We start from the raw sequence: 14,300 nt of genomic DNA on the forward strand, positions 1-14,300 counted from the left end.
CCAAATCAAAAGATCGCAGCCTGCGGCAGCTCCTACGGATGCAGCATTACTGCATATTGATGATGACTTCTTCCTGCCACTTCTGAGGAAGGGCCTTGGAGGTCTTTTCCCAGGCGTCCGCGTCCTTGATCGGCGTGACCTTTTTGTACTGCTCGTTAGGCAGCAGCTTGGACTGCACCTCGGCTGGCAGGGTCAGGTGCTCGGCACGGATCGGACGGGCGTTGCCCTTGGCCAGGTTGATCTGGCCGGCGTCGCTGAAGATGTATTCGCGGGTCAGCTTGGCGGCGTTCGGGTTTTTCGCGTACTTGTTGATGATGGTGGTGTAGCCGGAAATCACCGAACCGTCGGACGGGATCAGCACCACGTAATCATCCGGGTTGGCCATCTTGGCCTTGTAGCTCAGGCCGTTGAAATCCCAGACCACGCCGACTTCGATCTCGCCCTTTTCCATGGTGGCGATGGTCGGGTTGGACATCGACAGGCGACCTTGCTTGGCAATGTCGGCGAACAGGTCCAGGGCAGGCTTGAGGTTTTTCTCGTCGCCACCATTGGCCAGTGCCGCTGCCAGTACGCCGTTGGCGGCCTGGGCTGCGGTGCTCACGTCACCGATGGAGACCTTGTATTTACCGCCCTTGAGGTCAGCCCACTTGGTTGGGGCTTCGGAGCCGTGCAGCAACTTCTTGTTGACGATGAAAGCGATGGTGCCGGTGTAGGCCAGTGCCCAATTGCCGTCCTTGTCCTTGGCCCAGGCTGGCACCTGATCCCAGGTGGAAGGCTTGTAAGGCTGGACCACGCCTTGCTTGACCGCGATCGGGCCGAACGCTGCACCGACGTCGCCGATGTCGGCGCTGGCGTTGTCTTTTTCCGCGGCGAACTTGGCGATCTCCTGGGCCGAGCTCATGTCGGTGTCGATGTGCTTGAGGCCGTATTTGTCGCTCAGGTCTTTCCAGGTGCCGGCCCAGTTGGCCCAGTCATTGGGCATGCCGACGCTGTTGACGGCGCCTTCCGCTTTCGCAGCGGCTTCCAGGGTTTTCAGATCGGTGTCGGCCGCCATGGCGGCGGTGCACATTGCAATGGTCGAGCCTAACAGTGATGCCAGGAAAAACTGTTTCATTCCAAAGCTCCTTGGGGCGTGTTCAACGCTGCGATTGCGGTTGTGTTGGTCTAGGTCAGCAATACCTGAGCCAATTTAAGGGGGCTGGATGACACTTTGATGTCGTTCGTCGCCCGGGATGACTTTTTGTTCGGCGGTATCGCGGGTGGCCTGCTAAGCGTAGACCATGGTCAAAGCCCAGGCAGGCAAGGGACATGGCCGATGAATTGCAAGTTATTGAAAACCGGGAGTGGCGACCGTTGGGCGCCTTTGTCACACCTCGGTCATCTGCACTGCCTACGCTTGCAGACTATTGAATGAGCCGGTTTGCGCTGCGGTTCTGCCCTGAATTGGTGCTGGTCTAGTCCAGAAAGGAAACGTTGATGCGTGAAGAGGCAACAAAAGCGGTAACAGCCATCGGCCAGGTGCTTCAGGAGCAGATCGACCATGGACTGTTGACCCCCGGCAGCAAATTGCCGGCCGAGCGCAAACTCAGTGAATTGTTCGGCACCACGCGGATCACTTTGCGTGAAGCGTTGTTGCAGTTGGAGTCACAAGGGCAGATCTACCGCGAGGAGCGTCGCGGCTGGTTCGTCTCGCCACCACGCCTGGCGTACAACCTCATGCAGCGCAGCCACTTTCACGCAATGGTCAGCGCCCAGGGGCGGATCCCGTCCACCGAGGTGATTTCAGCGCGATTGCAACCGGCATCGGCAGCGGTGTGTGCCTGGCTGCAATTGCCAGCGCTGTCGAGCGTTATCCAGATCTGCCGCTCGCGACGGATCGACGGGCGACTGGTGCTGTATGTGGAGCACTATCTGAACCCGCAGTACTTTCCCGGGATCCTCGATTTCGATTTGAATCAGTCGATCACCGAGTTATATGCGCGGCATTACGATTTGCACTACGGGCGGGTGCGCTTCGAGATTGTGCCCACGGCGTTGTCGGTAGATGCGGCGGCGGCGTTGAAGGTGTCAACAGGCAGCCCGGGCTTGCGGATTGCCCGGGTCAACTATGACCAGCATGAACGGTTGATCGACTGCGACCTGGAGTTCTGGCGGCATGATGCGATTCATGTCGGTGTTGACGTGGTTTGACCTTGTAGGAGCTGCCGCAGGCTGCGATCTTTTGATCTTGATTCTTAAAAGATCGCAGCCTGCGGCAGCTCCTACAGGGGTTGTTCCGGGGAGCCACCAGCGGTCATCACCTGAATACTCATCCGCGGTGTCGCCAGATCCAGTCCGGCTTCATCCATGTGCCGCTTGAGTGACAGATTGAACGCTCGCGACACTTCCCACTGCTTGATTGGCGCGGTCTTGAAGCGGGCGCGAAGGATCGCATTGCCCGACTCAAAACTTTCCACCCCCTGAAACTCCAGTGGCGACCAGATATTGCGCCGCTGCAACGGATCGGTGCGCATTTTCTGACCAACTTCGCGCATCAGTTTGATTGCGTTGTCGATGTCCATGCTGGCCGGCACCGCGACCCGGAAGATCGCGTAGCCGAACTCCCGGGAGTAGTTCTTGATGCTTTTGATTTCGCTGAATGGAATGGTGTGGACGATGCCGTCGATGTCCCGCAGGCGCACGGTGCGGATGGTCAGGCCTTCGACCGTGCCGAGGTGGCCGCCGACATCCACGTAGTCGTCGATGGCCAGGGAGTCTTCGATGATGATGAACAACCCGGTAATCAGGTCGGCTACCAGCGACTGTGCACCAAAACCGATGGCCAGACCGATCACACCGGCACCGGCCAGCAGTGGCGTGACGTTCATGCCCATGTTCGCCAGGGCAACGATCAGCGCGATGATGAAAATCGCCACGAACAGCACGTTGCGGATCAGCGGCATCATCGTCTGTGCGCGGGCATTGGCCAGGCCTTTGCGCGAGCGGGTCAGCGCGTGATGCACGGCGGTGTCGCTGAGAATCCAGATCAGCCAGGCGAACAGCAGCGTGCCGGCGAGGCTGAACAGTTTGACGCTGACTTCGTGGCCGTCGCCTTCGGTGAAGCGGATCAACGACATGCCCCAGACCCGCAGGCCCAGCTCGATGAAGGCCAGCCACACCAGCAGATGAACGATGGTGTAGAAAAAGTTTTTCAGCCGTTCCGAATACACGGCGTAACGCCGGATGCCATGCTTGGGTTTGAGGGCGTAGCGGCGTACCAGGCCGTTGATGACCATGCACAACACCAGCAGAACGGTGCAGATCAGCGACTGGCGAAGGGCGGTGCTGGTGTCGCCAGCGGAAATAAAGGTGGCGAACAGGGAGATGGCCACCAGCACCAACGCCGGCACGTACCAGAAGGTGCCGAGGATCGACAGGGTGTCGTTGAGGGCGCGGCGAGTCAGGCGCCGGGACAGCGGCTGGTTGCGGATCAAGTGAGCGATCGGTCGGCGGAAGCGCAGGATGAATCGCCCTGTGGACAGCGCTGCCAGGACATTGGCGACAGTCGCAGCGGTATGGGCCAGATGGCTGCCGAGGCTGTCGACCAGTTGCGGGTCGCTCAGCGCTTCGCCAAACGCGGCGAAGCTGCCGATCAGCCACAGCGGCCGAAACGCCTGGTGCCGCAGGATGTACAAGGCGCGGTGGCGGTGCGGGCCGTCGAGCAGGGAAAAGGCAATCACGCAGATGGCCGAGAAGCAGGTGCCGACCACCAGTGCATAGGCCAGCACCATCGCCAGGCTTTTGCCCAGGGACGAGGGCAAGGCGTAGCTCATGTAGACCGTGATCACCAGGGCGATCAGCCATGGCCCGAGTTTGCGCAAGGCGAAGCGCAACATGTCGAGGGCCCGGGGGTGCTGCGGCAGTTCTTCGGTCAGGCCGAAACGCATCCGCACGCGGTGGCTGATCCAGATCAGGGCGGCGGCCAGCAGGCTCCAGACCATCAGGATCATGGCAAAGGCGAACAGCATGGGCAGCCATTCATTGGCCGGCAACGCCAGTGCCACCAGTTCTTCCCGGGCCTGATCGAACTCACTGGACCAGCGCGTGAGCGGACTGTCGTCGCCGGAAAATTTCTTCTCGATGTTGGACAGGGTTCCGCCAATCAGGCCCAGCACGCCTTCCTCGGTCGTTGGTTGAGCCTTTTTGGTGGTGTCACGGAGCTTTTTCAGATCGGTCAGCAGCTTGGTGCGTTGCTGATCGTTCTCCAGAGACTTGATCACTTCGTCCAGGGATTGCCCCAGCGGTTCCTGTGCTTCGGGCTGGGTCTTGGCCTGGCTGCTGAGCAGGCCTGGCAGGCCGGCCGCCTGGGCAGGCGCCACTGACAGCAGCGTCATCAGGCAGGCAAGGACAATACACGGGAGGGCAAAAAGACGAGCGAACACTAGGCGGTCAACCTCGCAGGGAGCGGATCGACCGAGTGTACGAGCCCGTCAAAATCAATGCGAGCCAAGGGCGATGAATTATTCGTTGAGTTTGGCGAGGATCTTGATTACCACAGTCGCGAGGATGCTCAGCATGCCGATCCACATGACAAATACACCGGCATTTTTGTCGCGAAAGTTGAAGCCGACGGCCAGCATGATCATCCCGGCAAGGATCGGGACCAGCATGGCGTGGAAGGTAGACATCGAGATCATGGAGACAGCCTTGTCGAAGAGATACTTGAAGTCTAGGCGGTTTTTAAAGTGGCAGGCGTGATGTGTATCAGGAATGAACCAGCGCGATCATGAAATCTGCAGTGTTTGAGCTGCCGTCATCGCGAGCAAGTCGGATCGCCGCACCGTCGCTCCCACATTTGAAATGCAATCCAATGTGGGAGCGAGCTTGCTCGCGATGCTTTTTCAGGTTTACGGCAACTCGCGGCAGGCGTAGAACGCGCTCAGCACCTTGACCAGATGCGCCAGGTCATGGCTGCCGCACAATTCGCGGATCGAGTGCATGGCGAACGTCGGCAGGCCGATGTCCACGGTGCGCACCCCCAGGTGGCTGGCGGTGATCGGGCCGATGGTCGAGCCACAGCCCATGTCGCTGCGCACCACGAAACTCTGCACCGGCACTTCTTCAGCCATGCACAGGTGACGGAAGAACCCGGCGGTTTCGCTGTTGGTGGCGTAGCGCTGGTTGCTGTTGACCTTGATCACCGGGCCGGCGTTGAGTTTCGGGCCGTGGTTGGCATCGTGTTTGTCGGCGTAGTTCGGGTGCACGCCGTGGGCGTTGTCAGCCGAAACCAGCAGGGATTTCTGAATAGTGCGTACGAATTCATCACCTTCAGGCAGCAGGCGACGCAAGGTTTGCTCGAGCATCGGGCCGTCGGCACCGCACGCTGAGCAGGAGCCGACTTCTTCGTGGTCGTTGCACACCATCACGCAGGTTTCGTCGGTGTCGGCTGTCAGCAGCGCTTGCAGGCCGGCGTAGCACGACAGCAGGTTGTCCAGGCGTGCGCCGGCGATGAAGTCGCCATGCAAACCAATGACCGCAGCGCTTTGGGTGTCGTAGAAACTCAGCTCGTAATCGAGCACCACATCAGCGTTCAGGCCGTGTTCGCGGGCGAGTTGATCGGTGAGCACCGCGCGGAAGTCCACGCGCTCGTCACCGGCAAATTGTGCGAGGATCGGCGGCAATTCGGTCTGGGCGTTGATGGCCCAGCCCATGTTGGCCTCACGGTTGAGGTGAATCGCCAGGTTCGGAATGATCGCGACCGGAGTCTTGAAGTCGATCAACTGGCTCTCGACCTTGCCATCACGACGGAAGGTTACGCGGCCCGCCAGAGACAGGTCACGGTCGAACCACGGCGCCAGCAGCGCGCCGCCATACACTTCGACGCCCAATTGCCAGAAGCCCTGGCGTTGCAGTTCCGGTTGCGGCTTGACCCGCAGGCACGGGCTGTCGGTGTGGGCGCCGACCAGTCGAATGCCACCGTGCAGCGGTGAGTTACGGCCCATCTTGATCGCGACAATCGAAGAGTCGTTGCGGGTGACGTAGTAGCGACCGTTGGCTTCGGTATTCCACGGCTCGCGCTCGTCGAGGCGTTGATAGCCCGCCGCTTCCAGGCGCTGAACAAGGCTGGCGGTGGCATGGAACGGGGTAGGGGAGGCCTTGAGGAAATCGATCAGGCCTTGGTTCAACTCTTCGCGCATAAAGTAGCTCCAGACAGCAGTGGCGCCAGTTTAACGTATTGGCCATTGAATTGGCGGTGGAGTGCGGGTGGAGTGGCGCAATCCCCTGTAGGAGCGAGCTTGCTCGCGATGGTCGTCAACGATAACGCGGGAAGCCTGGCGCCTCGTGGCGCTCTCGGGATCATCGCGAGCTAGCTCGCTCCTACAGGGTTTGCTTTCGCTTAGAACGGCGCCGGGCACTCGAAGCGCAGGCGCTCACCGGTCTGCGGGTGGGTGAAGCTGAGCATGCTCGCGTGCAGGCACAGGCGCGGCCAGGCCGCCAATGCCTGTTCATGGGCGTAGAGGCCGTCACCCAGCAGCGGATGACCAATCGAGAGCATATGCACGCGCAACTGGTGGGAGCGGCCGGTGATCGGTGTCAGCTCAACGCGGCACCAGTCGCCGCAACGTTCGAGCACGCGCCAGAAGGTCAGCGCATGTTTGCCGAATTCGTGATCGACCACGTGCCGTGGCTTGGTCGGCGGGTCGTAGCGCAAGGGCAGGTCGATGCTGCCGCTGTCCAGTTCCGGCTGGCCCCAGCACAGGGCTGTGTAGGCCTTTTCGGTTTCGCGGTCGTGAAATTGCCGGGACAGCTCGCGATGGGTGTCCGGGTCACGGGCCAGCAGGATGATGCCGGAAGTCTCCCAGTCCAGCCGGTGGACGATTCGCGCTTCCGGGTAGCCATTTTCCTGCAGGCGGGTAATCAGGCAGTCCTTGTTGTCATCGGCCCGGCCGGGGACGGAGAGCAACAGGGTCGGTTTGTTCACCACCAGTACGGCGGCATCCTGATGGATGATGTGGATGTTGGACAACGGCATTAAAACAGCCTCGTAACAAACGCCAACGGCGGCTCGGGCTTCCCTGATCCCCGTGTAGGAGATGCCGCAGGCTGCGATCTTTTGACTTTGTTTTTAAGAACAAGATCAAAAGATCGCAGCCTGCGGCAGCTCCTACGCCAAGGTTGGAAACCCGAGCCGCCGTGGCTCCTGGCGAATCGACTCAGCGATCTGGCAGGGTGATATTGAGTTCCAGAATCGAGCAGCTGCCCTGGCTTTCCAGTGCGACATGCACGTCATCGGACCCGATATTGACGTACTTGCGGATCACCTCGACCAGTTCCTTCTGCAAGGCCGGCAGGTAGTCCGGGGTACTGCGTTGGCCGCGTTCGTGCGCCACGATGATCTGTAGACGCTCTTTCGCTACCGACGCGGTGCTTTGCTTTTTGTTGGCACGAAAGAAGTCAAAAAGGTTCATTACCTACCTCCAAACAGGCGCTCGAAGAATCCCTTCTTCGTTACATCGAGAAAACGATGTTCCTTTTCTTTGCCCAAGAGGCGATCAACCGTGTCGCTATAGGCCTGACCTGCGTCGCTCTGATCATCAAGAATCACTGGCACACCCTGGTTGGAAGCCTTGAGCACCGCTTGGGATTCCGGGATCACACCGAGCAGTTTGATCGAGAGGATTTCCTTGACGTCTTCGACGCTGAGCATTTCGCCTTTTTCGACTCGCTCCGGGTGGTAGCGGGTAATCAGCAGGTGTTCCTTGATCTGCTCTTCGCCACGTTCGGCACGACGGGACTTGCTGGCCAGCAAGCCCAGCATGCGGTCCGAGTCACGTACCGAGGACACTTCCGGGTTGGTCACGACAATCGCTTCATCCGCGAAGTACATAGCCAGGTGGGCGCCTTTCTCGATACCTGCCGGAGAGTCGCAGACCACGAATTCGAAGTCTTCCTTCAGGGCCATCAGGACTTTTTCCACGCCTTCGACGGTCAGCGCGTCTTTGTCGCGGGTCTGGCTGGCGGCCAGCACGTAGAGGTTTTCCAGGCGCTTGTCTTTGATCAGGGCCTGTTGCAGGTTGGCTTCGCCGTTGACCACGTTGACGAAGTCATACACCACGCGGCGCTCGCAACCCATGATCAGGTCGAGGTTACGCAAGCCCACGTCGAAGTCGACGATCACTGTTTTGTGGCCGCGCAGAGCGAGGCCGGTACCGATAGCGGCGCTGGTGGTGGTCTTACCCACACCACCCTTGCCGGATGTAACCACGAGAATCTTGGCCAAGGTGTTTCACCCCTAAGGAAAGAGGACTTTTCAGCCCTTGAAAAACATCTCCTGAAAAACTACTGCAGTCGGACAGCCTTGGCTGGAATCCGGTTTTGAGCGGCGTTTACCCCCGGTAAACACTGCTTTCGGCCTTTTTCCTACTTCGTTTGAGCCGTTTTCGCTACGTTTTAGAGATGCTTGGAAAATGCGGCAGTATCCGTTAAAGCCGAATGATGTTCAACACGTCGCCGGACAGGCTGACCTGCACTCCCGAACCCCATAGCGGGTCGCGGCGTAGATCTTCGGAAACCTTGTAATGCCCGGCGATGGAAATCAGTTCAGCACTCATTTGCTGACAGAAAATCCGCGCCTTGGTGTCGCCCTTGACGCCGGCCAACACGCGACCCCGCATCGGGCCGTATACATGGATGTTGCCATCGGCGAGAAGTTCCGCCCCCGGGCTGACCGAGGAGATCACCACCAGATCGCAGCCCTGGGCATAAATCTGCTGGCCGCCGCGTACTGGCGAAGTGATGATTTTCGTCGGTTTGATGGTCGGCTCGGGCGGTTTTTCCGGTTTTTTCTTCGGTTCGCCTTCGGTCAGGTCCAGTGGACGCTCGCGGGCACCGGACGGTGGCAGCACCGGCAGGTCGACCGCGATGGCGGCGGCGATGTCTTCGATGCGGCTGGCACGGATCGCCAGGGTGCGCAGGCCATGCTGGCGGCACACGCGCATCAGGCCGGGCAGATCGACCGCGCCTTCGTTGGCCGGGAGTTTGTCCAGGGCCAGTACCAGCGGCGCGTTGCTGAAGAAGTTGGGCGCCTGGGCGACCTTGGCGGCCAGTTGCCGATCAAGGCTTTCGAGGTCGTTACGGGCCAGTTCCAGCACCGTAATGGCCAGCATGCTGCCCTTCAACTGGAACACGGGATCTTGGTCTAGCGGTTCGGTTTGGCTCATGGTCGGCATACAACGACTTGTCACTAAAAGTGCCGAGACTTATAACGAGAACGCCCGCAGGCCGCAAGCCGGGTCGAACGATGTAGAATGCGCGGCCATTGTCATTCCGGAAGCATTAATGGACCGCCCGCGTTTTCGAAAAGCATTTCTATCTCCACGTTTCTGGCCACTGTGGTGTGGCTTGGGGCTGTTGTGGCTGATCGTCCAGTTGCCGTATCCGGCACTGTTGTGGATCGGTCGTGTACTGGGATCTTTGATGTATCGGGTGGCCGGCGACAGACGGCGCATTGCCAAGCGCAATCTGGAACTGTGTTTTCCTGAAAAGACCGCCGCCGAACGCAAACACCTGCTCAAGGAGAACTTCGCTTCCACCGGCATCGCTTTTTTTGAGATGGCGATGAGCTGGTGGTGGTCGCGCAAGCGCCTGGCGAACCTGGCTCATGTCGAAGGGCTGGAGCATTTGCAAAAGGCTCAGCGCGAAGGCAAGGGCGTGATCCTGATGGCGCTGCACTTCACGACGCTGGAAATCGGTGCCGCGCTGCTTGGCCAACAGCACACCATCGACGGCATGTACCGCGAGCACAAGAATCCGCTGTTCGACTACATCCAGCGCCAGGGCCGCGAGCGGCACAATCTCGACTCGCTGGCGGTGGAGCGCGAAGACGTGCGCGGCATGCTCAAATTGCTGCGCTCGGGCCGCGCGATCTGGTACGCACCGGATCAGGACTATGGCGCCAAGCAAAGCCTCTTCGTGCCGTTGTTCGGCATTCAGGCTGCGACCGTCACCGCCACGAGCAAGTTTGCGCGGCTGGGCAAGGCGCTGGTGGTGCCGTTCACCCAGGAGCGTCTGGCGGACGGCAGCGGATATCGCCTGGTGATTCATGCGCCGCTCGAAGGCTTCCCCGGCGAAACCGAAGAAGAAGACTGCATTCGCATCAATCAATGGATCGAAAGCGTTTTGCGCGAGCATCCCGAGCAATACCTGTGGGCTCATCGCCGCTTCAAGAGTCGTCCACCGGGCGAGCCGAAGTTGTACGCCAAGCGCGGTTGAGTAACCGTTTTCCCAAGCACCATGGAGTGTTGCGATGAGTCCAGTTGAGCCGGTTACAGGGTTGATTCTTTCCGGTGGCGGGGCTCGGGCGGCCTATCAGGTCGGGGTGCTGGCGGCGATTGCCGAATTGCTGCCGCCGGGGGCACGCAATCCGTTTCCGGTGATCGTCGGCACCTCGGCGGGCGCGATCAACGCCGTCAGCCTCGCCAGCGGGGCGATGGATTTTCGTAACGCCATCGAACGCCTGACAGCTTTCTGGCAGGGCTTTCGCAGTCACCTGGTGTTGCGCAGCGACTGGCCCGGGGTGATCCGCCAGGCCAGCCGCTTTGTCAGCCACAGTTTGCTCGGCATCGGCAGGCACATGCCGGTGGCGCTGCTCAATAGTTCTCCGCTGCGGGACTTGCTCAGCGACAAGCTGCATATGGGCGGCATCGCCGAAGCGATCGCACAGCAACAATTGCATGCAGTGGCAGTCACGGCTTTCGGCTATGAGTCCGGCCAGGCCGTCACCTTCTATCAGGGCGGAGGCAAGATCGATGCCTGGTTGCGCCATCGACGCGTCGGCGTTCCCACCCAACTGTCGGTTGAACATCTGCTCGCCAGTTCGGCCATTCCACTGCTGTTCGCCCCGGTGAAAATCGGCGAAGAATATTTCGGTGATGGCGCGGTGCGGCAGTCGGCGCCGATCAGTCCGGCGCTGCATCTGGGCGCCAGTCGGGTGCTGGTGGTGGGCGTCAGCGGCAACCCCCGCGGCGTCGACCCGCAACAACCCTTGGTGCGCAGCTACACCGGTCAGCAGCCGACCCTGGCGCAGATTGGCGGGCACATGCTCAACAGTACGTTCATTGACAGCCTGGAAAGTGACATCGAGCTGTTGCAGCGCCTGAACCAGTTCAGTCACCTGATGCCCGACGGCACGCCGACCCGCGCATTGGGCGTGGCGCCGGTGGACGTATTGGTGATTTCACCGAGCCAGCCGATCGATGAAATTGCCGCGCGACATCGTCAGGAATTGCCGGCGGCACTGCGCCTGTTTCTGCGCGGGCCGGGCGCGACCAAGACCAGCGGGGCCGGGGTGCTGAGCTATCTGTTGTTCGAGGCGGGGTATTGCAGCGAGTTGATCGAGCTAGGGCGGCGGGATGCGTTGGCCAAGCGCGGGGAGTTGTGCCGGTTTCTCGGGCTCTCGGTGGCTGAGGCCGTTTGAACTGTCAGATCTGACAGTAGATGTGCTCAGGTTTTTCCATCAGATTGAACCCCTCAGGCAGAGGGTTCGAAGATGGCGGCTGCGCAATGGATTGATGCTCACACACCGAGCGTGTCGGTGGGGGATCCGCGCGGTTTGGCTGTGCGCAGTGTCGCCTATTGCCGTCATCCGCGGAACCCGTCCATTGAGACTCGCATCACCCGCAATCACTTTGACGCTGCCGGACGGCTGGTGGCTTCCTGGGATCCACGATTGTGGGGCAYGGCGCCAAAACCCAACCTCGCCACGACGCACAATTTACTAAGTCAGCCTCTGCTGGTGGACAGCGTCGATGCCGGTTGGCAACTGAGTTTGCTGGATCAGGCCGGTATGGTGCGCTCATTCTGGGACGGTCGCGGGAGTCAGCGGCACACTGAGTACGATGAGCTTCAGCGTCCGACGGCAGTGACGGAGCAAATGACAGATGACCCGTCGCGTGTCGCCGAGCGTTTTGCTTATGGCGATGCGGGAGAAGTGTCTGTTATTCATAACCAGTGCGGCCAACTGATCCGCCATGACCATCCGGCAGGCACACGTATCCTTGATGAATTTGGCATAGGCGGTCTGGCATTGGCGGAGCAGACCCGGTTTTTGCTCTCCCTTGCTCCTCCCGACTGGCCATTCGATGTTGTAGAGCGTGAGCGCTGGCTGGAGATGCAAGTGTTCACGACCGCGCAGCAACACGGTCCACTGGGGGAAATACACGCTCAGACCGATGCCATGGGCAACGTCAGAGGGCTCGCGTACAACCAGTCTGGTGAGTTGAAAGAAACCCGATTGAAGCTGGCAGGCGCCACCGAAACACCTCAGTTGTTGGTCAGTGACATCCACTACGACGCGTTAGGCAGGGTTGAAAGTGAACGGGCTGGAAACGGCGTAATCACCACTGCTCACTACGCCGATGAAGATGGGCGTTTGCTGCAATTGCTGTCCTGCAATGGCCAGCCACTGCAACACCTCGAATATGAATACGATCCGGTTGGCAATATCACCAGCCTCGAAGACAAGCTTGAAACGACCCGCTATTTCAACAATCAGCGGATCGACCCGATCAACCGCTATCGCTATGACAGCCAGTATCAGCTGGTCGAGGCCTCTGGCCGGGAAGTGAGCCGACCCGCCAATGGCCCTGCATTGTCTGTCTGGCAAACCACGCCGCTGGACCCCAATCAGTTGCGCAATTACATCCAGACCTTCAACTACGACGCTGCCGGGAACCTGCAGACCCGCCATCACAGCGACGTGCAAACCTTCGAGATGTTCACATCGCTGATCAGTAATCGCAGCGTCGCGGATAAGGAGAACCTGGCAAACGGCTTTGATGCCAACGGCAATCAACAGGAGCTGTTGCGCGGTCAGAAGATGAGCTGGGACAGTCGCAACCAGTTAAACCGGATCACGATGGTCAGTCGTGAAGATGGACCCGACGATACCGAAAGTTATTTCTACGACAGTCTTGGGCATCGGTTGCGAAAGGTTCGACTCAGCGAAGCTGCACGGCGCACGATCCGTGCCGAAGTTCGTTATTTGCCTGGGTTGGAAATCCATCGTGAAACGGCCACGGGTGAAGAGTGGCATGTCATCAGCGTTGAAGCAGGTCGCAGTAGGATCCGCGTTTTGTACTGGGTCACCAAACCACCTGAAGGTGCGTCCAACGACCAACTGCGTTATTGCCTGAGCGATCATTTGAATTCCTGCACGTTGGAGTTGGATGAGCAGGGCGGTGTTGTGACTCGAGAGGTTTACTACCCGTTTGGCGGGACGGCCCTCTGGGCGGGCTCCAGCGAAATTCAAGTAAATTACAAGACGATTCGTTATTCCGGGAAAGAGCGGGATGCGACGGGGCTCTATTATTACGGGTATCGATATTACGCGCCGTGGTTGCAACGCTGGGTGAGTGCGGATCCGGCAGGAAGTATTGATGGGTTGAATCTTTATGCTTTTGTGGTCAACGGACCGATGGTTCGTACTGACAGGGATGGGCGGTTTTATGAGGGTAAGGATGATGAGTATGAACGTAAAGTGATAGATCCCGTTAACGGACTCGGACACGAAATCGTCGCGCGAGGTCTATCGGAGTTTAGTTTTTCTGAGCAAATGGCGATTACTTCAAATCTGAAGCGGGCACGACAAGCCTATCAAGTTGCTGCTCTAATGATGAAGGAGTTTGAACGTGAGAGTGCACCGGTGGTTCAGGACTATTATGCGGCTGCGTCACTATCGGAATTAAGTGATGTGGTCGGTGTGTGGCAGGATGCAGATAAATTGATAGGTGAGTATCAATCTGAGCTTGGGCAAGATAAGTTTGTTAAGGTTCGACTTTCAGAGGGGGAGACAAAAAGGGCCTATGTATCGAAGGGTGATCCTCATGGGCGAGTATGGATTAACGAGAGTTTTATAAGCAATAACCACGATACGCTTATTACACTGGGGCATGAAATAAGTCATTTGGTTGGGACGGAGGATAATTTTTATTTGCCCGGTATTGGCTTTAAATTTTCTCACAAGCAATTAGAAAAAGTAGACGTCTATTTAGAAGCGACGCGAAAAGTATCACGAGATATTTTGGCGGGCTTGGATAGTCCGGGTTATGGCCCCGGCGCCTTGGCAGAGGATGAAAGTTTTATTGGAAGAGTTAACTTGCTTGTTTCGCAAGAAAGCCAAGTGAGTACTTGGGGTGAAGCCGTTGCAACATTTAACAGTGGCCCGGCAGTAAGGGTCGCAATGGCCAAAAACAATGCAGATACCACCATATTTTCAGCATATTCGTTACAACGAGTCTATGAACGTGATATCAGCAACTGAT

General features: G+C 58.8%; 12 protein-coding genes. 4 read left to right on the forward strand and 8 right to left on the reverse strand.

The window, feature by feature from the left end; genetic code table 11:
- Window positions 1-46: 46 nt before the first annotated feature.
- Window positions 47-1,114, reverse strand: a complete 1,068-nt coding sequence (locus tag AC1DXW_RS12005; protein ID WP_477760042.1) for an ABC transporter substrate-binding protein — start codon at window positions 1,112-1,114, stop codon at window positions 47-49.
- 362 nt (window positions 1,115-1,476) lie between these two features.
- Between AC1DXW_RS12005 and AC1DXW_RS12010 the strand changes: the two genes are divergently transcribed.
- A complete protein-coding gene (locus tag AC1DXW_RS12010; protein WP_477754104.1) occupies window positions 1,477-2,190 on the forward strand; it encodes a UTRA domain-containing protein in 714 nt (237 codons plus the stop codon).
- A gap of 71 nt (window positions 2,191-2,261) precedes the next feature.
- Here the strand turns inward: AC1DXW_RS12010 and AC1DXW_RS12015 are convergent, their stop codons facing one another.
- The 7 genes from AC1DXW_RS12015 to minC all read right to left on the reverse strand — a co-directional run bounded on the left by AC1DXW_RS12015 (window position 2,262) and on the right by minC (window position 9,200).
- A complete protein-coding gene (locus tag AC1DXW_RS12015) occupies window positions 2,262-4,373 on the reverse strand; it encodes a mechanosensitive ion channel family protein (RefSeq protein ID WP_477754105.1) in 2,112 nt (703 codons plus the stop codon).
- A gap of 126 nt (window positions 4,374-4,499) precedes the next feature.
- Window positions 4,500-4,676, reverse strand: a complete 177-nt coding sequence (locus AC1DXW_RS12020) for a hypothetical protein (protein ID WP_223462172.1) — start codon at window positions 4,674-4,676, stop codon at window positions 4,500-4,502.
- 210 nt (window positions 4,677-4,886) lie between these two features.
- Window positions 4,887-6,176 carry a M18 family aminopeptidase gene (locus AC1DXW_RS12025; protein ID WP_477754106.1) on the reverse strand — a complete coding sequence of 430 codons (1,290 nt, stop codon included), beginning with the start codon at window positions 6,174-6,176 and terminating at the stop codon, window positions 4,887-4,889.
- 200 nt (window positions 6,177-6,376) lie between these two features.
- Window positions 6,377-7,012: an RluA family pseudouridine synthase gene (locus AC1DXW_RS12030; protein ID WP_090324073.1), complete on the reverse strand. Its 636-nt coding sequence runs from the start codon at window positions 7,010-7,012 to the stop codon at window positions 6,377-6,379.
- A gap of 181 nt (window positions 7,013-7,193) precedes the next feature.
- A complete protein-coding gene (minE, locus tag AC1DXW_RS12035) occupies window positions 7,194-7,448 on the reverse strand; it encodes a cell division topological specificity factor MinE (protein ID WP_007974947.1) in 255 nt (84 codons plus the stop codon).
- Window positions 7,448-8,260, reverse strand: a complete 813-nt coding sequence (gene minD, locus AC1DXW_RS12040) for a septum site-determining protein MinD (protein ID WP_414876892.1) — start codon at window positions 8,258-8,260, stop codon at window positions 7,448-7,450. The genes minE and minD overlap by 1 nt, the downstream gene beginning before the upstream one ends.
- Before the next feature lie 202 nt (window positions 8,261-8,462).
- Window positions 8,463-9,200, reverse strand: a complete 738-nt coding sequence (gene minC / locus AC1DXW_RS12045) for a septum site-determining protein MinC (protein ID WP_046037759.1) — start codon at window positions 9,198-9,200, stop codon at window positions 8,463-8,465.
- A gap of 118 nt (window positions 9,201-9,318) precedes the next feature.
- On the opposite strand from minC, the gene AC1DXW_RS12050 reads away from it, so the two are divergent.
- The 3 genes from AC1DXW_RS12050 (at window position 9,319) to AC1DXW_RS12060 (ending at window position 14,299) form a co-directional block, all read left to right on the forward strand.
- Window positions 9,319-10,251, forward strand: coding sequence for a lipid A biosynthesis lauroyl acyltransferase (locus AC1DXW_RS12050; RefSeq protein ID WP_477754107.1), 933 nt, complete (start codon window positions 9,319-9,321; stop codon window positions 10,249-10,251).
- Between the two features lie 34 nt (window positions 10,252-10,285).
- A complete protein-coding gene (locus AC1DXW_RS12055; protein ID WP_477754108.1) occupies window positions 10,286-11,455 on the forward strand; it encodes a patatin-like phospholipase family protein in 1,170 nt (389 codons plus the stop codon).
- A 72-nt stretch (window positions 11,456-11,527) separates the two neighbouring features.
- Complete coding sequence (locus AC1DXW_RS12060) at window positions 11,528-14,299, forward strand: RHS repeat domain-containing protein (protein WP_477760043.1); 2,772 nt, start codon at window positions 11,528-11,530, stop codon at window positions 14,297-14,299.
- Window position 14,300 lies beyond the last annotated feature (1 nt).

The sequence above is a fragment of the Pseudomonas sp. P4_C4 genome (assembly GCF_056402055.1).

Bases quoted from the DNA above. Each gene is read 5' to 3' on its own strand.
- AC1DXW_RS12050 (WP_477754107.1), top strand. From the start codon at position 9,319: ATGGACCGCCCGCGTTTTCGAAAAGCATTTCTATCTCCACGTTTCTGG.
- minE (WP_007974947.1), bottom strand. From the start codon at position 7,448: ATGAACCTTTTTGACTTCTTTCGTGCCAACAAAAAGCAAAGCACCGCG.
- AC1DXW_RS12020 (WP_223462172.1), bottom strand. From the start codon at position 4,676: ATGATCTCGATGTCTACCTTCCACGCCATGCTGGTCCCGATCCTTGCC.
- AC1DXW_RS12005 (WP_477760042.1), bottom strand. From the start codon at position 1,114: ATGAAACAGTTTTTCCTGGCATCACTGTTAGGCTCGACCATTGCAATG.
- AC1DXW_RS12010 (WP_477754104.1), top strand. From the start codon at position 1,477: ATGCGTGAAGAGGCAACAAAAGCGGTAACAGCCATCGGCCAGGTGCTT.
- AC1DXW_RS12025 (WP_477754106.1), bottom strand. From the start codon at position 6,176: ATGCGCGAAGAGTTGAACCAAGGCCTGATCGATTTCCTCAAGGCCTCC.
- minC (WP_046037759.1), bottom strand. From the start codon at position 9,200: ATGAGCCAAACCGAACCGCTAGACCAAGATCCCGTGTTCCAGTTGAAG.
- AC1DXW_RS12030 (WP_090324073.1), bottom strand. From the start codon at position 7,012: ATGCCGTTGTCCAACATCCACATCATCCATCAGGATGCCGCCGTACTG.
- AC1DXW_RS12055 (WP_477754108.1), top strand. From the start codon at position 10,286: ATGAGTCCAGTTGAGCCGGTTACAGGGTTGATTCTTTCCGGTGGCGGG.
- AC1DXW_RS12015 (WP_477754105.1), bottom strand. From the start codon at position 4,373: ATGACGCTGCTGTCAGTGGCGCCTGCCCAGGCGGCCGGCCTGCCAGGC.